The organism is Paenibacillus tianjinensis (assembly GCF_017086365.1).
GTDB classification, from domain to species: domain Bacteria; phylum Bacillota; class Bacilli; order Paenibacillales; family Paenibacillaceae; genus Paenibacillus_AQ; species Paenibacillus_AQ tianjinensis.
In genome coordinates, this window is the sequence record NZ_CP070969.1 from 996,775 (window position 1) to 1,016,979 (window position 20,205).

Below are 20,205 nucleotides of genomic sequence, written 5' to 3' on the forward strand. Positions count from 1 at the left end.
CTTATGGTTTCACATATCCTAAGGGATTGACTGCTTTGTTCTGCTTCACTACCTGAAAATGGAGATGAGGGCCTGTGCTGCGTCCGGTATTGCCAAGTGTGCCGATTTGCTGGCCCTTGTTCACCTTATCACCCACACTGACAGTCATCCCGTTCAAATGCATGTACCAGGTTTCCAGACCGTTCGAATGCTTGAGAATAATGTATTTGCCTCTTGCTCCCATTTGCTCGGACGCAGTGACCTCACCGTCCATTGCCGCGTAGACCGGATCCCCGATGCTGCCGGCAATATCAATGCCTGAATGATAGGCGGAGACGCCTTCAAAGGGATCAGAGCGGTAGCCAAAGCTGGAAGTGATCATTTTGGAGTGGGTAGGCCAGATGACGGCCGGCGCCAGACGTTTTTTTTCTGCGAGGGCTTTTGTAGCCTGCAGCTGAGCCTCTGCGCTCTTGGCCTCCTTGGCTTCTGTAATCGTTGTGGTGATGCTGGTTACCATCTCTTCCAGCAGGCTGCGGATTTCTGCGTAATCATCTCTGGTTTCCTGCACCAGCTCCAGAGGGTCATCCTGATAGACAGCGATATACTCCCCGCCAACCTGTGGCACTACAGTGCTGTTGAATGCGGAAGAGACAGCTCCAAGACGGAAGCTGACGGCAGACAGGGAAGAGGAAGCAGCAGCTGGCTCCGGTTCTGCACCGAAAGCGACTCCATAGTTCCGGGCGGATGACGCCGCTGTGTCTGCAGCCGGGAGCATTCCGGAGAGGGGACCGGGAGTGGACATAGAAGTAGAAACCGGATCGGTCTCTGAGTCTGTATCCCGGCCGGTACTGCCATCCGGATTAATCAGGGATTGCAGCTGCGCTTCAAGCGCATCCACGCTCTTCAGTTGATCCCGGATGCTCTCGGCCTCCTCTGACAGCTCCATCACCTGGCTGCGGAGCTGCTGGAGGGTCTGTTCCTTATCGGAAACCTTCATTTCCATCCGGAGATTGGTCAGCGACAGGGAAGCAGCCTCGGCCTCCAGCTCGGCAATGGAGCGTGAGGCATGAAAATGCATCGAGGTGACCAGACTGGAGATGGAGAGGGCAGCTGCGGCCGGAATGGCCAGGGCAAGCGGCTTGGATAACTGGAGCTGCCTGACCGGACGTCCGGCCTCGCGGACAACAAGCAGGGTAATCCGGTTGTGATCTGGCTGAGTTTTCATAGCTTCTCCTTTCTGCGGCTTAGGGAGCCGCCTTGTGTTCTGATGCGGTCTAGTGGTTTGTAATCAAATGGGCTCATCCGATTCGTCCTACTACTCTATGTATTCCAGCTCTTTGGTGAACATGACAACGGTTTGCTTGAATAAAGTAGGAGAGTTACGGCAAAACCTGTACTGAAATCAGCTTGTCAGGGCAGGGTGCAATGCTCTGCCTCACCAGGCTGCCGAAATAAATGGAGGTGACGGCTTGAAAATAATTGTGCTCTTACTCAGTCTTTTTGTGCTGCAGATTGCTATCATCGTGCTGCTGGAATACCGCCGTCCGCAAAGGGCGCTGGCTTGGGTGTTCCTTAGCTTCTGCTGCCCTCCGCTGGGTCTGCTGCTCTATTATTTCCTGGGGCGGGATTATTGGCAGAGCCGCAAGATAGACAAGCGCTGTACACCTTCGAGGCTTAGTGAAATCGGTGTCCGTGCCTCCGGTAAAATCAAAATTGTCCAGAAGCCGGAGGAATGCGGAAATCCGGCTTTTACCGGCCATGAGGAACTGCTCTATCTGCTCGCTAGGCTGTCCGGCCGGAATATTACAGGCCGCAACCGCAGCCGGATCCTGCCAGATGCACAGGAGGCCTATGCTGCCATGCTGGAGGCGATGGAAGCGGCGCGGGAACATATCCATTTGGAATTCTATATTTTTCGTGACGATGAGATTGGGGAGCACTTCCAGGAGGTGATGGTCCGCAAAGCGCGTCAGGGGGTCAAGGTACGTCTGCTGTGCGACGGGCTCGGCAGTCATAGCCTGAGACGGAAATTTATCGGCACCTTAAAACATGCGGGAGTCGAGGTTCATTTCTTTTTGCCGCTGCTTCATTCGCTGCTGGACCGCAGGTTCAATTACCGGAATCACCGTAAAATTATGATAGTTGACGGTCTGATAGGGTTTACGGGAGGGATGAATGTCGGAGATGATTATTTGGGCAAAGACCCCAAAATGGGCTATTGGCGCGACACCCATCTGCGACTGGAGGGAGATTCCGTATATCATCTGCAGGCTATATTTCTGAAGGACTGGAAGCTTGCGGCAGGTGACTGGCTGAGCCATCCGCGCTTTTTTCCAACCCATAGCTGTACGGGACAGGAAGCTGTACTAGTGGTGGCCAGCGGGCCGGATGGAGCGATTGATGCGTCCGAGGAGATGTACTTTGCCGCGCTTTGTTCGGCCAGAAGGCGTATCTGGATTACCTCGCCTTATTTCATCCCTGATCCGACCATCTGCCGGGCGCTCAAAAATGCTGTACTCAGCGGGGTGGATGTTAGAATCATTATTCCTGCCAAACCGGACAACAAGCTTGTTTACTCGGCTTCATTGTCCTATCTGGAGAATCTGCAGGATGCGGGAGTGAAGTTTTACCGCTACACCAGAGGTTTCATGCATGCCAAGGTTATGATTGTTGACGATCTGCTGGCCACCATTGGCAGTGCCAATCTGGACATGCGCAGCTTCTATTCCAATTTTGAGCTGACGGCCGTTCTGCTCCATCCGGAGAGCATTGCTAAGCTGGCCTCGGACTTTGAAAAGGACTTGCAGTACAGCCCATTTATTGATCCCGAACAATTTAAAGAGCGAGCCTGGAATGTCAAGTTGATTCAAAGCCTTTGTCAGCTGTTATCCCCGCTATTATGACCGAAAAGGGCACAAAAACAGCGCTTTTCAAAGGCTGAAACATGTTCCATTCCTTATTTGGCCCTATTTTGTGATATAATGAAGGTATAAGAAGAAATATAAGAGAGTATCTCTTAAAATGATGCTTTCGATAATTCTTTTAAATACTTTTTTATAGGGGGAGTTCTATGAATGTAAGCCAGCAAATCTTTACGAATGAGGATCAGAAAAAACCTCAAAAATCCGGGTCTGTGAAGACAGCCAGACTAAAGATGGCTCAACGGATTGTGATGATGGTGCTGGGCGCGGCAATGATGTCCGTTGCGCTTGAAATTTTTCTTGTTCCCAATGAGTTGATTGACGGCGGAATAACCGGTATTTCTATTATGCTATCCCATATTTTTAATATTCCTCTCGGCATTTTGCTGACGCTGCTCAACCTGCCGTTTCTGGTTATCGGGTATAAGCAGATCGGCAAAACCTTTGCCTTATCCACCTTGTTTGCCGTAATTCTGATGTCTATCGGCACCCAATTGCTGCATCCGGTCAAGCCGATTACAGTTGAGCCTTTACTGGCAGCCGTGTTTGGGGGCGTTATTCTCGGGGTCGGCGTAGGACTCGTTGTAAGATACGGGGGATCGCTTGACGGTACGGAGATTGTAGCTATTCTGGTTGCTAAGAAGCTGCCGTTTTCTGTCGGCGAAGTAGTTATGTTCTTCAACTTCTTTATTCTTTCCGTAGCGGGCTTTGTATTCGGCTGGAATAATGCCATGTTCTCCCTGATTGCGTATTACATTGCCTTTAAGATGATCGACGTTACCCTTGAGGGGCTGGATCAGTCGAAATCGGTCTGGATTATCAGCGATAAATTCCGCGATATCGGAGAAGCGCTGACGGAGCGTCTTGGACGCGGTGTTACGTATCTCGATGGCGAAGGCGGATTTTCCGGTGAAAACAAGAAAGTAATCTTTGTAGTCATTACACGGCTGGAAGAAGCGAAGCTTAAATCGATTGTTGAAGACTGGGATTCGGACGCATTTGTTGCTATCGGTAATATCCATGATGTAAAAGGCGGCCGTTTTAAGAAAAAATCAATCCATTAGCGTTTGTCCAGAATAGCGGGCACGCTACCCTGAAGGAAGGTATATTTACGAAAGTCAGAGCAATCAATCCGGCGCCCGCAGCAAGCCACGCCGTATTCTCATATAGAATACCTTCCGTCCAAAAGCTGGACACCCGATAAGCCCGCAGCCTGTGAAAGGCATCTGCGGGCTTATTGCTGCCTGTGGAAGGGTGTGGGAGCTTTTCATGGCAGCTTCGAGACAATATCACTGACCGGCTGCGGCGGCACCTTGGCGATAAGATCTCCCATGCGGCTCAGCCGCTCCTCAATATTCAGCAGATGATAATCAGCAGGTGAGACATTGCGGGCGACCTCCTCCCACAGGAGCGGGGTGGACACCGTAGCCAGCGGGCGTGCGCGCGGTGTATAGGGAGCGGCTAAGGTTTTGCCGCCGTAATGCTGCAGATAATCGAAATAAATCTTGTCGCCGCGGTGTTTCTTGAGCCGCTCTAATGTGAACAGGTCCGGCCTCTTCTCGGTGACATAACGCCCGACGAAATGGCCGATTTTACGCAGCTCATCAAAGGAAATTCCCGGATTCACCGGGATAATAATCTGCACTCCCGTTGCCCCGGAGGTTTTGGGAACCGAAGCCAGCCCCAGTGATTTCAGCACATCCCCGACCATAGCGGCCGCCTCCATAATGCGCGGCTCCACTTCAAGAGAAGGATCCAGATCGATCATCCACTCACAGGGCAGGCTGCTCCCCGCGTAGTGCAGCGAAGGATGAAATTCCAGCGCGGCCAAATTGCCGAGCCAGATCAGTTCGGGAAGGCCCTGCAGGACGATATACTCAATACCTTCATGCAGGGCTGTCTTCACAAAACCGGGCAGCGGCTGGGGGGCATTCTTCTGATAGAAGGACATCCCCGGCACTCCGTGCGGATAGCGGATAACCGTTAACAGCCGGTCTTTGCAGTAACGCAGCAGGTAAGGGGAGAGTGCAGCCAGCTTTTGCAGGTAAATCCGCTTGGTGATTCCAACCTCCGGCCAGAGGGGCTTGTCCGGGTTCGTTACTGTGATCTCTTGTCCGTCTACGGTGATGGAGCCTTTGAGCACAGCCGGCATAGGGTATCCTCCTTTACCTTTACTTAAGTCTCTGTACAGCGGGAAGTTATACTTCTAATCAGCCTGGAAGCAGAGCTTACCCTCTTTGCCCGATCTGGCAATCCTCCGGAGGCAGGTCAACCTGTGCCTGAATCACCGGCTGGCGCAGTGTGCCTGAGCTGTTCCATTCCAGAAAATGCAGCTTGAATACAAGGCTGGGTCTGATCCAGACAGCGCCCTTACTGCGCTGTGGAAGGGACGCGAAAGGCATAACGGGAATGGTCAGGTTATGTGCCTGTGCGGTCAGATTCCGCCAATCCATGGCAGTCATCCGTCCCGCTCCTGCATGTCCGATATAATGCAGCTTGCCCGCATCATCATAGAGACCGAACAGCAGGGCATTTACGATGCCGTCACGGAAGGTGACGCCGCCGGCAACTGCGGTCACATCAGAGATGATCTTGCGTTTCTGCCAGCGTTTATCTTTCCCGCCGGGGGCATAGGTGCTGCCCATGTCCTTGCAGACAATTCCCTCCAGCCGTCCTTTCAGGGCAGCGGAGAATAGTTCTGCCGGATCCGTGTAGCTGGGCACATTCTGCACATGGGAATGCGGCAGCAGCATCTCACTGAGCAGCTGCTGCCGCCGGGATAAGGGCTGATCCAGCAGCCACACCCCGTTGCAGTAGAGCATATCAAATACCATATACAGGACCGGTACCTGCGGCGTCACAGCCCGGATGGCTGTTTCGCTCTTCAGGCTGTCGCGGCGCATCACTTCATGGAAGGACGGCTTGCCGCCGCTGAGCGCGATGACCTCGCCGTCCAGGATGAAGGAGTCTGCGCGGCAGTAGGTGCGGGGCACCGTCAGCTCAGGATATTGTAATGTGCGCCGGTTGCCGCGGCGGTTGATCAGCTCTATATGGTTCCCGTCATAATAAGAGAGCATACGGACCCCGTCCCATTTGATCTGGGCAATCCACTGGCTGCCGGACGGGAGCTGCGCAGCGAGTACAGGTTCAAACGGTATAACCGGCCGCATTTCCATGGCGCACCTCCTGACTATTTTGTATGCACGAAGGCTTAGGAAACGGTCTCTTTGCTTTTAGGGCTGCGCCGCTTCGCTTTGGGAGCTATGACCGGAATCGGTCCGGTTACTTCGTTAACTACGGCAGTTCCCGGCGCCGCTTCAGCTGTTTTGGCTTTGGCTGTTTTTTTCTTTGTACCGGCTGCCGTTTTTGGCTTGCTGGCTGAGCCGGCCAGAGAAGGGCCAGGATCGGCCGGGATGTGCTGGACAGCTTCGATACTGGCCTGCAGTGCAGCCATCAGATCGATAACATTGCTCTCCTGCTGCGACGGTGCGATATGGAATTCCTCCCCGGAGACTTTGTGGGAGATCAAGTCCAGCATCCGCTGACGGTAGTCGTCCGTATATTTCTCCGGCTCAAACGGTGTGGACAGCTGAGAGATCAGCAGCTTGGCCATATCCAGCTCTTTATCGCTCACCATTCCCGCTTCCGGCAATCCGGGAACCTGGGAGACCGGCCGCACCTCATCGGGATAAAAGATGGTCTCAATCGCCAGGCAGTCCTCCAGCACACGGATGGCGGCCAGGCTGCTTTTGGAGCGGATGGAAATCTTGGCAATCCCGATCTTACCTGTCTGGCGCATTGCCTCCATCAGCAGCCGGTAAGCATTGGTGCCCGCCTGGTCCGGAGACAGATAGTAGGTTTTTTGAAAATAAATCGGGTCGATCTCCGTCAAATCCACAAAATCAAGGATCGTAATACTTTTGCTGCTTTCCTCGGTCAGCTGGTCCAGTTCCTCTTTGTCAAACAGGACAAACTTTCCTTTTTCGTACTCATAGCCCTTGCCGATTTCCTCCCAGCCCACTTCCTTCTCACAAACCGGGCATTTGCGTACATAGGACAGCGGACTGCCGCATTCTTTGTGGATGTAGCGCAGTGAGATGTCCTTATCCTCCGTGGCGGAGAACATTTTGACCGGTACATGCACAAGTCCGAAGCTGATGGCTCCTTTCCAAACGGTATGCATCGATATCGCCTCCTGATAATAAGTGCTATGGCTTAGTATGGGGCGATGCCGCATTTTCTAGCCTGATGCATTTTTTGCTAACCTTGGGAAAAAATAAAGCCAGGCCCTGAAGGGGAGCCGCGTCAAGCGGCATGCATTACAGTGTTAGAAAAGTGGAGGAACCTATGGACAGAGGACGGAATGAATGGAGCGATGCGCTACCTCGGCAGGATATTCCGGCAGAGGTCGTGGATTGGGCGAATATTATCGCAGATCCGGATGATGAGCTGAATATAGACGCCGCCGGGTATCTGGATGCGGATGCAACGATTGGCGAACCCGAAGCGGATGAGGAATAAGGAACGTATGCTTCCGAAGCCAGTTTTGTACGAACCGGATACAGTGAAGCTTATGCTATTACAAAACTAAGCGTATGCTTCCGAAGCGAGTTTTGTACGAACCGGATACAGTGAAGCTTATGCTATTACAAAACTAAGCGTATGCTTCCGAAGCGAGTTTTGTACGAACCAAATTCAGTGAAGCTTATGCTATTACAAAACTTTAAGGAGACCAAAAAATGGACATTAAGCGGGCAAAGGACATTTATGCTTCCAAGGAGATGATCTCTGTACATTTGGACGGGGAGCCAGTGTGGATTGAGCGTGTGGACGAAGCAAACGGCATGGCTACGGTACAGGTGGGTTCACGTCCGACAAATACACATACAGTGGGTGTGGAGCGGCTGGAAGAGCAGAGAAGTTAGTCGTCCTCATCAGTTAGGGCTGAGTTTATACAGTTAGACTTTAATTAACTGGAATTTGAGCAGAGCAGCGATCCTTCTGTTAGGAATAATCGCTGGCTCTGCTTTTTTGGCATACCCATCTTACTGCAATTGCTTGATAGCTGACACAAAGGTTGACGCTAACTGCTGCTAACGCCTATATTTGGGATGTGAATTTGATGAAAAGAGATGATATCCGTGCGTCCTATTATACTAGGCGTCTGCTCGGCGCTGTTTTTTGCAGTAACTTTTGTGCTTAACCGGCGGATGGAGCTGTCAGGGGGGAGCTGGGCATGGAGTGCCTCGCTGCGCTACTTGTTTACATTGCCGTTTCTGGTGGCGATTGTGGCTGGGCGCGGCCGGCTGAAGCCGCTGCTGTCAGCGATGAAGGAGCACCCGGCGGCATGGCTGCTCTGGGGAACGGTCGGCTTTGGCCTGTTCTATGCTCCGATCTGCTTCGCAGCTGCATATGCTCCAGGCTGGCTGACAGCCGGAACCTGGCAGCTGACGATTATTTCCGGCTCGCTGCTCGCCCCCTTCTTCGGCCGATGGGTGAACGGACCCGACGGGCGGGTCTATGAGCGCGGCAGAATCCCGCTTCGCGGGCTCGGATTGTCACTGATTATTCTGGCCGGAGTGGTGCTGCTCCAGGCTGAACAAGCCCGCGAGCTGGCAGCATCTCAGGTATTGCTGGGCATCGTGCCAGTCCTGATTGCTTCCTTCGCCTATCCGCTCGGCAACCGCAAGATGATGGAGCTGTGCGGAGACCGGCTGGACGTCTTTCAGCGCATTCTTGGCATGACTCTGGGCAGTCTCCCTTTTTGGCTGGTTCTGGCGCTCATCGGCTATGCAGATGCCGGACTGCCTTCAGGCTCCCAAGCAGGACAATCGTTGATTGTTGCCGTCTCTTCCGGAGTGATCGCTACCGTCCTGTTCTTCCGAGCCACGGATATGGTACGCAGCAGCATGAGCGGGCTCGCGGCAGTGGAGGCCACCCAGTCGCTTGAGGTATTGTTCGCCCTGGCCGGTGAAATGCTGATTCTGTCCTCACCGCTGCCTTCACTGCTGTCATGGATAGGTATTGCTGTCATTATCATCGGGATGGCTCTGCACAGTATGTTCTCCCATCGCGCACTGAGCAGGACGCCGCGGGCCAAAAGCCCGAAGCTCCCTCCCCCCGTGGCTGCAGGCAGCGAGGAGTAGAGAGGGTTGTTGCGGTACCCGTAGTATACCGATATAATTAAAAGTATTGCGGTGTTGGTACTATTTTAAAAGGTGGAGTTGCAGCTTGGACATTAACGATGAAACGGTGTTTACTTACCGTTCGTACAGCCTCCAGGATACGGAGCTGCTGGCAGCTGCGATAGCCGCCGCAGCCACAGCCGGTATGGTGATTGGCCTCGACGGGGATCTAGGTGCGGGGAAGACGGCATTCTCGCAAGGTTTTGCGCGCCATTTGGGCGTGCAGGGGATTGTTAACAGTCCTACTTTTACTATAATCAAAGAGTATGATGGGCGTCTGCCGCTGTATCATATGGATGTATACCGGATCTCGCTGCAGGAAGCGGACGAGCTTGGACTGGACGAATATTTCTACGGGCAGGGAGTATGCCTGGTGGAATGGAGCAGTATCATTACAGACTTGATGCCGCCGCGGCATCTGCATATATACATGGAAACAGCTGGACCGGAGGAACGTATCATTACGATAACCGGAACCGGAGAGCCGTATGGTGAATTGTGCCGGGCGCTGATCCAGAAGTGGGGTAAACAAGGATGATGAACGAAAATAATGGGCCGCGCAAGCGGCTTTTGGCGCTGGATACGTCAACGGCTGTCCTGGGAGTAGCTGTAACTGAAGATGGCAGACTATTGCATGAAATTAATGCATCCGGGGAGCGGAACCATTCGGTGCACCTGCTGCCGATAATTGAGCAGGCCTTACAGGCCAGCGGTACAGAGGCCTCGATGCTTGGCGGAGTGGCTGTCGGCCTGGGTCCGGGATCATACACGGGTACCCGGATTGCGGTGACTGCTGCCAAGACACTGGCCTGGGCCTGGAAGGTGCCGGTCGTCGGCATTTCCAGCCTGCATGCCCTGGCTTGGGGCGGCTATGCTGCTATACAGGAGAAGCAGGCTGCTGCTGCGGCTGAGCAAGCTGCACGGACGGAAGGATTTGGTCCGGACTGGATTATTCCTCTGCTCGATGCACGGCGGGGACAAGTCTACACAGGGTTATTCACATCCTGCGGGCTCCGTGCTCCGCAGCGCCTTGAACCGGATGCTATCCGCCTTATGGCTGACTGGGTGATGTATTTATCAGACAGGCTAAAACAGGCGGAGGCAGAGGGCAGCAGACCCCGGTCCGTCTGGTTTGTCGGAGAGACTGCGCTGCATGGCAGCGGGGACAGTCTTCGTCCGCTGCTGGGAGCAGCGGACGTACATGCGGAGCCTTATGAGCTGGAGGGGCGCTGGGCAGCGCTCCTTGGTGAGGAACGCCTGCTGGAGGGCAGCGGCGGTGACGATATTCACGGGTTAATCCCGAATTATACCCAGCTTACTGAAGCGGAAGCCAATCTGCGCCGGAGCAGTGAAGGGAGCGCGAGCAAAGTATGACGGAACCTACGCGGGCGGGAGAACAGGAGAGCGGTCCTGTATTTCGCCTGATGAAGCTTGAGGATATTCCAGAGATTCTCGTGATCGAACGGGAAGCTTTTACGATGCCCTGGACGGAGGAAGCGTTCCGTAATGAGCTGACGCATAATCATTTTGCCAAATACATGGTGATGGAGCTGGCCGGCCATATCATCGGCTATGCCGGGATGTGGGCGATTGTCGACGAGGCCCATGTGACGAACATTGCCCTGCTCGAAGCTTACCGGGGACGCAAATGGGGCGACCGGCTGCTGGAGGAGCTGATGAAGACGGCGAGCTTTTTGGGCATGAAGTCGATTACGCTAGAGGTCCGGGTCTCGAATGAGGTGGCCCAGAATTTATACCGCAAAAAAGGTTTCCGGCCGGCCGGTACCCGTAAGGGGTATTATTCGGACAACCGTGAGGATGCGCTGATTATGTGGGCGGATCTGCCGGAGTATGGAGAGCAAGGGTTGACGGAAGGAAGCGTGGATCTAAAATGAATACTGAAACAGGCGCTATTGAGCCTGTACTTATATTGGCTATTGAGACGAGCTGTGATGAAACCTCAGTAGCAGTCATCAAAGACGGACACGAGGTGCTGGCGAATATTATTTCCAGCCAGATTGAAACTCACCGCGCCTTCGGCGGCGTAGTGCCGGAGGTTGCCTCACGTAAGCATGTCGAGGTGATCACCCTGGTGATCGAGGAGGCGCTGACAGCCGCAGGGGTACAGCCTGGGGAGCTTACAGCTGTCGCGGTTACGCAAGGACCGGGACTCGTCGGCGCGCTGCTGGTGGGTGTTGTTGCGGCCAAAAGCCTCGCGCTGGCCTGGGGTAAGCCGCTTATCGGCACGCATCATATTGCCGGGCACATTTATGCCAACCGGCTGGTGAAGGAATTGCAGTATCCGTGCATGACCCTAGTTGTATCCGGGGGACATACAGAGCTGGTTAACATGGAGCGCGAAGGAGAATTCCGGATTATCGGACGCACCCGCGATGATGCGGTCGGTGAAGCCTACGACAAGGTTGCCCGCGCACTTGGCTTTCCGTATCCGGGCGGTCCGCATGTAGACCGTCTGGCCCGTGAAGCGGCAGAAGCGGTAGCCTTGCCCCGTGTCTGGCTGGAGCCGGATTCCTATGATTTCAGCTTCAGCGGTCTGAAGTCTGCTGTGCTGAATGTGGTGAACCAGAGCAAGATGAAGGGACTGGAACCGGATGTGGCCGGCATCGCACGCGGCTTCCAGGAATCTGTAGTCGAGGTGCTGGTGGAGAAGGCCGTCCGGGCTGTCAAAGCCTGTGAGGCCAAGCAGCTTCTGCTCTGCGGCGGGGTTGCCGCCAACAAAGGGCTGCGTGAAACACTGGTCTCCCGCTGCGAGGCTGAAGGCATAGAGCTGATCATTCCTCCGCCGGTGTACTGCACGGATAATGCCGCGATGATCGGTGCTGCGGCCTATGTGAAATGGCGGCATGACGGCAGCACATCGCTGGATATGGTTGCCGATCCCGGTTTGTCGCTGGAAAAGTGGTCTGTGACCGCCTATTGACATCCTTTAGTCGGGAAGAGTATAATCTACCCAATTAAACGATATAAACGCGATGAAGGGAAGCAGTAGGGTTACTCCGGGATAAGAGAACTGCGGGTAGGTGCGACGCAGCCGAAGGAGACCTGAACTCGTCCGGGAGCGGAGCGGTGGAAGCGGGATGTCCTTTCTAGAGGGGCATTGAGCGGCATGAAGAGTGTGCCGGACCTTTCGTACACCGACTACGGGTAACCTCCGTGAGAGGGTGGTCAAGGCAGTGGGGGGCGGATGCAACCGTATGAACTTGCCTGACTATTGAGTGGATATTCAGAGGACAGCAGAAATTGGGCTGATCCGGTATATCAACAAGAGTGGTACCGCGAAGGTTAACAGCCTGTCGTCTCTTGAATAGAGACGGCAGGCTTTTTTGTGTACTTATAGGGATTACACGCAATGAACGGGAGCAGTAGATGACGAAGGTGTGCAGAGAGCTGCGGGGTGGTGCGACGCAGACGCCTATGAAGCATTGAATCTCGCCCGGGAGCGGAGCGGCGGAAAATACAGATGTACGCCGCGACGGATGTCTCCGTTACCAGACACTCATCCTTGGTTGACTTGTGCCTTCAATGGACGGAAGGCCAAGGATGGGAAAGAGCTGGACGCAGCTTGCGGTTTGCTATGCTATTGAATAGGAGCCGGATGCGTCAAAAAGAGTGGTACCGCGGAGGGGTAACCCGCCGTCTCTTTATAGAGACGGCGGGTTTTTGTGGTACGCCCAGCATGGGCGTCATCTCTAGGGTGAAAGTCCCGAGCGGGGGCTGGCAAGCGCCTACCGTTAGCCAAGGGCAAGGGTGTCCACCGTGAGGCGGAATCTGAAGGAAGCCGGAGGCAAAAGCACGACCTGAGGTACACGAATCCAATTTGAGGCGGTTGCAGCCGGATGAGTCACCCATACATGACAAAATCCAAAGCTGCCAAGGGCTGCAGCCGTAAACTTGGGCAGGTGCGGGCGGAAAGATGACGTTCTTATCTGGGGAGGCCTGCCGGAGGGGCAAGGAAAAAAAAACTTGTAACCGTAGCCGAGAGGCTGCGCTGAACCGGCAGGAGTCAGCAGAGGCCATAGTACGTAAACTGCTGCAGCGTTTACGGAAGGGCTGAACCGAAAGGAGAGAGGAAACCGATGCGTTCGCATGAAGTGCAAAGACAGCAGAATATCTCGCAAGAGAGCTTACGGCAAAGAGAAGCGGTGAAGCCGCCAGGGTATGCCGGAGCGCCGAGTTCTTCGTCGGCACAAATCGCCCCTTCCTCTCGCGAAGCAGAGAGCAACTTGCTGGAGCGAATGCTCGAAGGAGACAACCTTCGGCTCGCGTATAAACGAGTGGTACAAAACGGAAGAGCGCCCGGTGTGGACAATGTAACGGTAGCGAATCTACAAGCTTATTTGAAAACACATTGGGAATCGGTGAAAGCCGAACTTCTAGCGGGGGCTTACAGACCTGCGTCAGTCAAACGGGTGGAAATCCCCAAACCCGGAGGCGGTGTAAGGCTACTAGGCATCCCAACCGTTATGGACCGTTTTCTCCAGCAGGCGCTTCTACAAGTCATGAACCCGATCTTTGACGCAGAGTTCTCCTGGTATAGCTATGGCTTTCGACCGGGGAAAAGTGCACATGACGCCGTGAAACAAGCGCAAAGATATATCCAAAGTGGCCTCCGGTGGGTCATAGACCTCGATCTGGAGAAATTCTTTGACCGGATAAACCACGACATGCTGATGGCAAGAGTGGCGCGGAAAGTGACAGACAAAAGAGTACTGATCCTGATTCGTGCGTATCTGAACGCCGGAGTTATGGTGAACGGAAAGCTGGAACGTAGCCGGGAAGGAACGCCCCAAGGCGGTCCGCTCAGTCCGCTTTTGGCAAACATTCTACTGGACGATCTGGATAAGGAATTGGCCGGACGCGGGCTGCGTTTTGTACGCTATGCGGACGACTGTAATATCTTTGTGGCGAGTAAACGAGCGGGCGAACGGGTCATGGAATCGGTTAGCCGATTTGTAGAAGGAAAGCTGAAACTGAAAGTGAACCGGGATAAAAGTGCGGTAGCAAGACCGTGGCACCGAAAGTTCTTAGGTTTCAGTTTCCTGAGTCAGAAGCAGGCAACGATTCGATTAGCTCCGAAAACAATCTCGCGATTCAAGGAAAGAATCCGTGAACTAACGAATCGAACGTGGTCTATTTCCATGGAAGAGCGAATTCGCCAAGTGAACCGGTATGTGATGGGATGGCTTGGCTATTTCCATCTGGCGTCGGCGAAGAAACACCTCCAAACGCTGGACCAGTGGATTCGGAGAAGGCTGCGAATGTGCCTGTGGAAACAATGGAAACGAGTGCGCACACGGATCCGCGAACTCCGGGCGCTTGGGGTGCCTGAGTGGGCCTGTTTCACGATGGCAAACTCACGGCGAGGCGCATGGGAAATGTCCCGGAACACAAATAATGCCCTTCCCACTTCCTACTGGGAAGGGAAAGGGCTGAAAAGTTTGCTTTCACGTTATTTGGAGCTTTGTTAACCTTTTGGAACCGCCGTATGCGGACCCGCATGTACGGTGGTGTGAGAGGACGGGGGCTCGCCGCCCCCTCCTACTCGATTTGTGATCAAAGCGGTTGAGATGCTGCCGGCAGCAGTGGGCGGGAACAGCAGGGGACAAGTCGACGTGTTCCCTGCGCATCATCCAGTGACAGCGTATGCAAATAAAATTTAGGAGGGTTTTCCATGATTATACCGGTGAAAAAACGGATTCAAATTTTTGATACAACGCTGCGTGACGGCGAACAGGCTCCGGGAGCGAGCCTGACGCCGGAGCAAAAGATCATACTCGCTTATAAGCTGGCTGAGCTGGGTGTGGATGTGCTGGAACCGGGCTTTCCGATTTCGAGCCCGGGGGATTTTGCCGCTGTGGAGACGATCTCCCGCAAGGTGCAGGGCGTGGAAATCTGCGGATTTGCCCGGGCAGTCCGGGGAGACATTGATGCCGCAGTACGGGCGACCCGGGATGCTGAGCGGCGGCGGATTCACCTGTTCATCTCCTCTTCCGACATACACCTGCGCCACCAGCTGCGCAAAAGCCGCCCTGAGGTCGTCGCAGCCGCCCGTGAAATGACAGCCTATGCCCGGCAGTTCTGCGAGGTCGTAGAGTTCACGGCGATGGATGCAGCCCGGACCGGAATCGATGACCTGATTGAAATGGTGGAGGCTGTCATTGAAGAGGGAGCCAGCATCATCAACCTGCCGGATACGGTCGGATACGCCTTGCCGCATGAATACGGGGAGATGTTCCGGAAGGTGCGCCTTGGCGCCAGGGGCGGAGAGAAAGTCAGCTACAGCGCCCATTGTCATAACGATTTGGGGCTTGCCGTAGCCAACAGCCTGGCAGCCATTGCCGGCGGGGCAACCCAAATCGAGGTTACCGTAAACGGCGTAGGCGAACGCACCGGAAACTGTGCGCTGGAAGAGCTGGTCATGGCCCTTGAGACCCGCGGCGATGCCCTCGGTGCGGAAACGGGGATCGTGCTGGATAAGCTGTATGATACCTCACGGATCATCAGCGGGGCGATGCATTTCCCGATTGCCTACAACAAGCCTGTCGTCGGCAGAAATGCCTTCCAGCATGAGTCCGGCATCCATCAGGACGGTTTGCTGAAGGACCGCAGCACGTACGAGATCATGGACCCTGAGCGGCTGGGGATTCCGCGCAGCATGATCATTCTGGGCAAGCACTCCGGCAGGCACGCACTTAAGGACCGCGCGGCGAAGTATGGGATTGCCTTGGATGCGGCGGAGCTGGATGCCCTCTACGAATCCTTCAAAGAGACAGCCGACCGCCAGAAAGCGGTCAGCGATGACGAGCTGCTGCGGATGGTCAGCACGGCTACCGGACAGCAGGCCCAGGTCTACGAGCTGGGCGATGTTCAGGTGCTGGCCGGCAGCGCCCCGCGGAGGGTGGCGGCAGTGACGGTCCGCCACCTGCAGAACGGCACAGAAAAAGCGTACACCAGCACCGGTAGCGGTCCGCTGGAAGCGGTCATTGCTGCAATCAGCCAGGGAATCACTGAGCACATCAGCTTTGCGGGACTGGAGCTGCATTCACTCGGTAGCGGAGAGAATGCCCAGGCTGAAGCTGCGGTTATGGTGGAATGGGAAGGCGGTAAGTTCCGGGGGACAGCGATCCATCAGGATATTGTGATGGCAGCAGGGATCGCTTATATCGCCGCCTGCAATGCGGCACTGCTCTCCGCCCAGGTGGAGCAGGTCCGGGAAGAAGCTTTTCCTGTAGTGGAATAGGCAGGGGCTACAGACTCTCATCTTGGTGCATAAACGCGCCATGATGAGGGTCTGTATTTCGTTGGACCGGGCATCTTGCACGGCTTCCTTCATTGATTTGCAGGATGGGAATTTAGCCCATGCGGCTTTTGTCAAGATGTGGACAACGTTATCCACATATTCTGCACTAGTTGTGTAAAAACCGTGTAAAATCAGCAATAACGCCTATTTTTTGAACCGCAGAAATGTGGAGTTATCCTGTGTGAGGTTTTTGTGGAAACTGTGGATAATGTGGATAATTCGGTGGATAAAAAGTCCTTGACAAACAAAATAGCGATTTATCGCATAAAAAAAGGCCCCGAGGGGCTTTTTTTATGGAGAGTTATACACGAAAACTGTGGATGGGTATGTGGATAAGTTTTTATGAACAAATCGGTAACAGTTTAAAAATATTTATTTAACCTGATTACATTATTCGTCAGCCAGCTGCTCCCATTCGTCAAACCGTTCGCTTAGCTGCGTTTTTTTGTCCTTAAGGTCATTCTCATGCTCCTGAAGCGCCATGTAATCCTGATAAACCTCGGGTTTGGTCATTTCATGCTCAATGCCGGCGATCTCTTCCTCCAGGCGGGCGATGGTTTCTTCCAGCTCTGAAATCCGCCGCTGCCGGTTCCGCTCCTCCCGTTTGGCCGCTTTGTCGGCCTCATAAGAGGAAGCACTGCCTTTATCCGCTGCAGCTTCAAGATCGGTATTGCGCGAGGCTTTGGCTGCTGTAAGTTCGGCTTCTTCCAGGGCAATGGCTTCCAGTTCTTTTTTTTTCTCCACATAATCATCATAGTTGCCAAGATACTGGTCGATGCCGCCGGGATGCAGCTCCAATACGCGCTCCGCCATTTTGTTAAGGAAATAACGGTCATGGGAGATGAATAACAGGGTTCCTTCAAAATCGATCAGGGCGGACTCCAGCACCTCGCGGCTGACCAGATCCAAATGGTTGGTAGGCTCATCGAGAATAAGCATGTTTGCGCCGCGCAGCATCAGCTTAGATAGTGCCACGCGTGCTTTTTCACCGCCGCTGAGCGCTGCGACCCGCTTCAGGACATCCTCCCCGCTGAACAGGAAGTTGCCGAGAATGGTACGGATCCGGGCTTCTTCAAGCATCGGATATTCGCTCCATAGCTCCTCCAGAACCGTATTCCGGGGGTTGAGCCTTGTCTGTTCCTGATCGTAATAAGCGATCTTCACCTTGGCTCCCCAGTTCACGGTTCCGGCAGAGGGTTCCCGGGTACCGGTCATGCACTGCAGCAGCGTTGATTTGCCGATCCCGTTCGGGCCGATGAGTGCTGCTGTCTCGCCGCGCCGCAGTTCAAAGGACGCGTTACGGAAGAGCGGCGCGGCTTCTTCGCTGAACGATACGGCAACGTCACGCACCTGCAGCACCTCTTTACCGGACATGAAGTCAGGCTCGAAGGAGAAGCTGGCTTTCTTCAGGTCACCGAGCGGCTTGTCGATGCGGTCCATTTTTTCCAGAGCTTTGCGCCGGCTCTGGGCACGTTTGGTTGTAGAAGCGCGCACAATGTTACGCTGTACGAAATCCTCCATCCGGGAGATCTCATCCTGTTGCTTCTCGTACTGCTTCATGCGGATCTCATATTCCGCAGCCTTCAGCTCCATATAACGGCTATAGTTGCCTGTATACCGCCGGGACTGATGCCGCTCAATTTCAACGATCGTAGTAACCAGCCTGTCGAGGAAATACCGGTCGTGGGAGACGACCAGAATTCCGCCGGCATAGTTGCGCAAATAATCCTCCAGCCACGTCAGCGTCTCAATGTCCAGATGGTTCGTAGGCTCATCGAGCATGAGCAGATCCGGGGCTTGAAGCAGGATGCGGGCCAGCGCGAGCCGTGTCTTCTGTCCTCCGCTTAAGGTGGCAATCGGCGTATCCGGTGCGAATTCTCCGAAGCCCATCCCGTGCAGCACGCTGCGGATGCGTGTATTCATCTCATAACCGCCGTGGTCTTTGAACCAGTCCGACCGTTTAGCATACCGTTCCAGCAAATCCTCATACCGTTTCGGGTCATCGGCAAGCTTAGGATCAGCGATGCTCGCCTCCATCTGCCGCAGCTCGGCTTCCGCCTCGATCAGGGGAGCAAATACAGCGAGCATCTCCTCCTGAATCGTTTTGTCCGACTGAAGTCCGCTGTTCTGGGCCAGATAGCCGATAGTTGTTTCTTTGGATTTATGAATTTGCCCGCTGTCAAAAGACATCTCACCCGCGAGGATCTGCAGAAAGGTGGATTTGCCGGCCCCGTTAACGCCTACCAGTCCAACCCGTTCCTTCTCATTCACCTGCAGGCTGATGCCGTCCAGCACGCTTTGAATACCATATGATTTCGAAATTCCTGTCGCTTGAAGAAGCATACCGATGAACCCTCCGCCCTTGCATATTTCGCCTTGGCACTGACGCCCGGCCGTGTAACTTGCTTATTCTATAGTTTACATGAAAAGCGCCAGCGGCGCGAGGGGGCAGGAACTTTGCGGCAGGGTGTGGAAAGCTGGGAGGATTGGGGGACGCAGGGTGTTTTTTGACAGCAGGATAGAAGGAGAACCTCTTGCTTGATTCACATAACAGAGCAAATGATACAACCTTGGCGAACCGGGGAGAAGAGTGGTAAACTGAGTTTACAAACTATGATAAGCTAGTCACATGAACAGGAGGAGGCGGCTGCAGATGACAGGCCAGAGCGCCTTGCTCGCCGAATTAAAGCGGGAACTGCGCGCGGAGAGAGCCGCCGTCCGCGATAAGCTGCCGGAAGACCAGAGAGAGGTGTTGTCTGCTCTGGTCTGCGGTCATGCAGCGGAGTGGCTTGCACGGGAAGGTGTAGAGACACTGCTAGCCTACGTGCCGTTTCGTTCGGAGCTGGACACACGCCCGCTGATCGACGGCGCTTGGGCAGCGGGCCGTAAGGTGCTGCTGCCCCGTGTGATCCAGTCCATAGGAAAGATGAGCCTGCATCCGGTAAACTCATGGAAAGAGCTTGCCGCCGGAGCCTATGGTATCCAGGAGCCTGTTTCCGCCCAGGCTTGTGAACCCGGCGGGCAGTACCGTCCGGATGCTGTATTCGTGCCCGGACTGGCTTTTGACCGCCGCGGCGGAAGGCTCGGGTACGGACGCGGCTATTATGACCGTCTGCGGGCGGCCTGGGAAGCAGAGCTTCCGGCATCCGCTGGAGCTCCGCTGTGGATCGGCCTGGCATTCGGTCAGCAGCTGATACGGGAGGTACCCATGGATTACCATGATGCCTATATGGATATGTTGATTACAGAAGACGGTATCATGGATTTCCGGAAGGAGAAACAGCATGGAACTAAGCCATTTTAATGAGCAGGGCCGGGCACGTATGGTGGATGTCAGCGACAAGGAGATCACCAAGCGGTCAGCCGCTGCGAGAAGCAAGGTAAAGATGGACCCCGGGACGCTTGATGCTATCAAGGCCGGCAGAATCGGTAAAGGGGATGTACTGGCTGTCGCTCAGGTCGCAGGAATTATGGCCGCCAAAAAAACAGCCGACTGGATCCCGATGTGCCACCCGCTGCCGCTGACCGGCATTGACATCCGCTTCTCGGATAACAGCAAAGATGAACTTTATATAGAAGCAACTGTTAAGACAACCGGGTTGACCGGTGTGGAGATGGAGGCGCTGACGGCTGTTTCAGCAGCAGCGCTGACGGTATACGACATGTGCAAGGCGCTGCAGAAGGACATGGTTATCGGACCGACGATGCTGGTGTCCAAGAGCGGCGGGAAAAATGGGGATTATGCGCTCGAAGCTTAAGCACAGCATGAGGAAAGCGCGAGAAGGCTGCAGACTGCAGC

18 protein-coding genes and 1 other annotated feature are annotated in these 20,205 nt (G+C 54.4%); of the genes, 13 read left to right on the top strand and 5 right to left on the bottom strand.

Annotated features, from left to right (window positions below; translation table 11 throughout):
• Position 1 precedes the first annotated feature (1 nt).
• Positions 2-1,204, bottom strand: a complete 1,203-nt coding sequence (locus JRJ22_RS29420; protein ID WP_269751870.1) for a M23 family metallopeptidase — start codon at positions 1,202-1,204, stop codon at positions 2-4.
• Positions 1,205-1,454: 250 nt separating this feature from the next.
• Between JRJ22_RS29420 and cls the strand changes: the two genes are divergently transcribed.
• Together cls and JRJ22_RS04250 are read left to right on the top strand one after the other, a co-directional pair.
• Positions 1,455-2,882, top strand: coding sequence for a cardiolipin synthase (gene cls, locus JRJ22_RS04245; RefSeq protein ID WP_408637886.1), 1,428 nt, complete (start codon positions 1,455-1,457; stop codon positions 2,880-2,882).
• Positions 2,883-3,133: 251 nt separating this feature from the next.
• Entirely contained in the window at positions 3,134-3,964 is an 831-nt protein-coding gene (locus JRJ22_RS04250) for a YitT family protein (protein WP_232381153.1), read from the top strand.
• A gap of 203 nt (positions 3,965-4,167) precedes the next feature.
• Here JRJ22_RS04250 and ligD read toward each other — a convergent pair whose 3' ends face one another.
• The 3 genes from ligD to ku all read right to left on the bottom strand — a co-directional run bounded on the left by ligD (position 4,168) and on the right by ku (position 7,083).
• Positions 4,168-5,052 (bottom strand): non-homologous end-joining DNA ligase, encoded by an 885-nt coding sequence (gene ligD / locus JRJ22_RS04255; RefSeq protein WP_206103381.1) that lies wholly within the window; start codon positions 5,050-5,052, stop codon positions 4,168-4,170.
• A gap of 76 nt (positions 5,053-5,128) precedes the next feature.
• A complete protein-coding gene (locus JRJ22_RS04260) occupies positions 5,129-6,076 on the bottom strand; it encodes an ATP-dependent DNA ligase (protein WP_206103382.1) in 948 nt (315 codons plus the stop codon).
• A gap of 35 nt (positions 6,077-6,111) precedes the next feature.
• Positions 6,112-7,083 carry a non-homologous end joining protein Ku gene (ku, locus tag JRJ22_RS04265; RefSeq protein ID WP_206103383.1) on the bottom strand — a complete coding sequence of 324 codons (972 nt, stop codon included), beginning with the start codon at positions 7,081-7,083 and terminating at the stop codon, positions 6,112-6,114.
• A gap of 164 nt (positions 7,084-7,247) precedes the next feature.
• Between ku and JRJ22_RS04270 the strand changes: the two genes are divergently transcribed.
• The 9 genes from JRJ22_RS04270 to JRJ22_RS04310 all read left to right on the top strand — a co-directional run bounded on the left by JRJ22_RS04270 (position 7,248) and on the right by JRJ22_RS04310 (position 16,346).
• A complete protein-coding gene (locus JRJ22_RS04270) occupies positions 7,248-7,421 on the top strand; it encodes a hypothetical protein (protein ID WP_206103384.1) in 174 nt (57 codons plus the stop codon).
• Positions 7,422-7,639: 218 nt separating this feature from the next.
• Positions 7,640-7,825 (top strand): H-type small acid-soluble spore protein, encoded by a 186-nt coding sequence (locus JRJ22_RS04275; RefSeq protein WP_206103385.1) that lies wholly within the window; start codon positions 7,640-7,642, stop codon positions 7,823-7,825.
• A 216-nt stretch (positions 7,826-8,041) separates the two neighbouring features.
• Positions 8,042-9,046, top strand: a complete 1,005-nt coding sequence (locus tag JRJ22_RS04280; RefSeq protein ID WP_206103386.1) for a DMT family transporter — start codon at positions 8,042-8,044, stop codon at positions 9,044-9,046.
• 85 nt (positions 9,047-9,131) lie between these two features.
• A complete protein-coding gene (gene tsaE / locus JRJ22_RS04285; protein ID WP_206103387.1) occupies positions 9,132-9,623 on the top strand; it encodes a tRNA (adenosine(37)-N6)-threonylcarbamoyltransferase complex ATPase subunit type 1 TsaE in 492 nt (163 codons plus the stop codon).
• Positions 9,620-10,459 (top strand): tRNA (adenosine(37)-N6)-threonylcarbamoyltransferase complex dimerization subunit type 1 TsaB, encoded by an 840-nt coding sequence (tsaB, locus tag JRJ22_RS04290; RefSeq protein WP_206103388.1) that lies wholly within the window; start codon positions 9,620-9,622, stop codon positions 10,457-10,459. The genes tsaE and tsaB overlap by 4 nt, the downstream gene beginning before the upstream one ends.
• A complete protein-coding gene (gene rimI, locus JRJ22_RS04295) occupies positions 10,456-10,980 on the top strand; it encodes a ribosomal protein S18-alanine N-acetyltransferase (RefSeq protein ID WP_206103389.1) in 525 nt (174 codons plus the stop codon). Before tsaB ends, rimI begins: the two co-directional genes overlap by 4 nt.
• The gene (tsaD, locus tag JRJ22_RS04300) at positions 10,977-12,026 is read left to right on the top strand and encodes a tRNA (adenosine(37)-N6)-threonylcarbamoyltransferase complex transferase subunit TsaD (RefSeq protein ID WP_206103390.1); all 1,050 of its coding nucleotides are present in this window, start codon (positions 10,977-10,979) and stop codon (positions 12,024-12,026) included. The genes rimI and tsaD overlap by 4 nt, the downstream gene beginning before the upstream one ends.
• 420 nt (positions 12,027-12,446) lie before the next feature.
• Positions 12,447-12,750 (top strand) — a binding site (T-box leader).
• Between the two features lie 432 nt (positions 12,751-13,182).
• The gene (gene ltrA, locus JRJ22_RS04305) at positions 13,183-14,574 is read left to right on the top strand and encodes a group II intron reverse transcriptase/maturase (protein WP_206100576.1); all 1,392 of its coding nucleotides are present in this window, start codon (positions 13,183-13,185) and stop codon (positions 14,572-14,574) included.
• Between the two features lie 203 nt (positions 14,575-14,777).
• The gene (locus tag JRJ22_RS04310) at positions 14,778-16,346 is read left to right on the top strand and encodes a 2-isopropylmalate synthase (RefSeq protein WP_206103391.1); all 1,569 of its coding nucleotides are present in this window, start codon (positions 14,778-14,780) and stop codon (positions 16,344-16,346) included.
• Between the two features lie 450 nt (positions 16,347-16,796).
• On the opposite strand, the gene JRJ22_RS04315 is transcribed toward JRJ22_RS04310, so the two are convergent.
• Positions 16,797-18,749, bottom strand: a complete 1,953-nt coding sequence (locus JRJ22_RS04315; protein ID WP_206103392.1) for an ABC-F family ATP-binding cassette domain-containing protein — start codon at positions 18,747-18,749, stop codon at positions 16,797-16,799.
• 310 nt (positions 18,750-19,059) lie between these two features.
• Between JRJ22_RS04315 and JRJ22_RS04320 the strand changes: the two genes are divergently transcribed.
• A complete protein-coding gene (locus tag JRJ22_RS04320) occupies positions 19,060-19,710 on the top strand; it encodes a 5-formyltetrahydrofolate cyclo-ligase (protein WP_206103393.1) in 651 nt (216 codons plus the stop codon).
• Positions 19,691-20,164: a cyclic pyranopterin monophosphate synthase MoaC gene (gene moaC, locus JRJ22_RS04325; protein WP_206103394.1), complete on the top strand. Its 474-nt coding sequence runs from the start codon at positions 19,691-19,693 to the stop codon at positions 20,162-20,164. Before JRJ22_RS04320 ends, moaC begins: the two co-directional genes overlap by 20 nt.
• Positions 20,165-20,205 lie beyond the last annotated feature (41 nt).

Bases quoted from the DNA above. Each gene is read 5' to 3' on its own strand.
- JRJ22_RS04310 (WP_206103391.1), top strand. From the start codon at position 14,778: ATGATTATACCGGTGAAAAAACGGATTCAAATTTTTGATACAACGCTG.
- JRJ22_RS29420 (WP_269751870.1), bottom strand. From the start codon at position 1,204: ATGAAAACTCAGCCAGATCACAACCGGATTACCCTGCTTGTTGTCCGC.
- JRJ22_RS04250 (WP_232381153.1), top strand. From the start codon at position 3,134: ATGGCTCAACGGATTGTGATGATGGTGCTGGGCGCGGCAATGATGTCC.
- ltrA (WP_206100576.1), top strand. From the start codon at position 13,183: ATGCGTTCGCATGAAGTGCAAAGACAGCAGAATATCTCGCAAGAGAGC.
- ligD (WP_206103381.1), bottom strand. From the start codon at position 5,052: ATGCCGGCTGTGCTCAAAGGCTCCATCACCGTAGACGGACAAGAGATC.
- moaC (WP_206103394.1), top strand. From the start codon at position 19,691: ATGGAACTAAGCCATTTTAATGAGCAGGGCCGGGCACGTATGGTGGAT.
- rimI (WP_206103389.1), top strand. From the start codon at position 10,456: ATGACGGAACCTACGCGGGCGGGAGAACAGGAGAGCGGTCCTGTATTT.
- tsaD (WP_206103390.1), top strand. From the start codon at position 10,977: ATGAATACTGAAACAGGCGCTATTGAGCCTGTACTTATATTGGCTATT.
- ku (WP_206103383.1), bottom strand. From the start codon at position 7,083: ATGCATACCGTTTGGAAAGGAGCCATCAGCTTCGGACTTGTGCATGTA.
- JRJ22_RS04260 (WP_206103382.1), bottom strand. From the start codon at position 6,076: ATGGAAATGCGGCCGGTTATACCGTTTGAACCTGTACTCGCTGCGCAG.
- JRJ22_RS04315 (WP_206103392.1), bottom strand. From the start codon at position 18,749: ATGCTTCTTCAAGCGACAGGAATTTCGAAATCATATGGTATTCAAAGC.
- JRJ22_RS04275 (WP_206103385.1), top strand. From the start codon at position 7,640: ATGGACATTAAGCGGGCAAAGGACATTTATGCTTCCAAGGAGATGATC.
- JRJ22_RS04270 (WP_206103384.1), top strand. From the start codon at position 7,248: ATGGACAGAGGACGGAATGAATGGAGCGATGCGCTACCTCGGCAGGAT.
- JRJ22_RS04320 (WP_206103393.1), top strand. From the start codon at position 19,060: ATGACAGGCCAGAGCGCCTTGCTCGCCGAATTAAAGCGGGAACTGCGC.
- tsaB (WP_206103388.1), top strand. From the start codon at position 9,620: ATGATGAACGAAAATAATGGGCCGCGCAAGCGGCTTTTGGCGCTGGAT.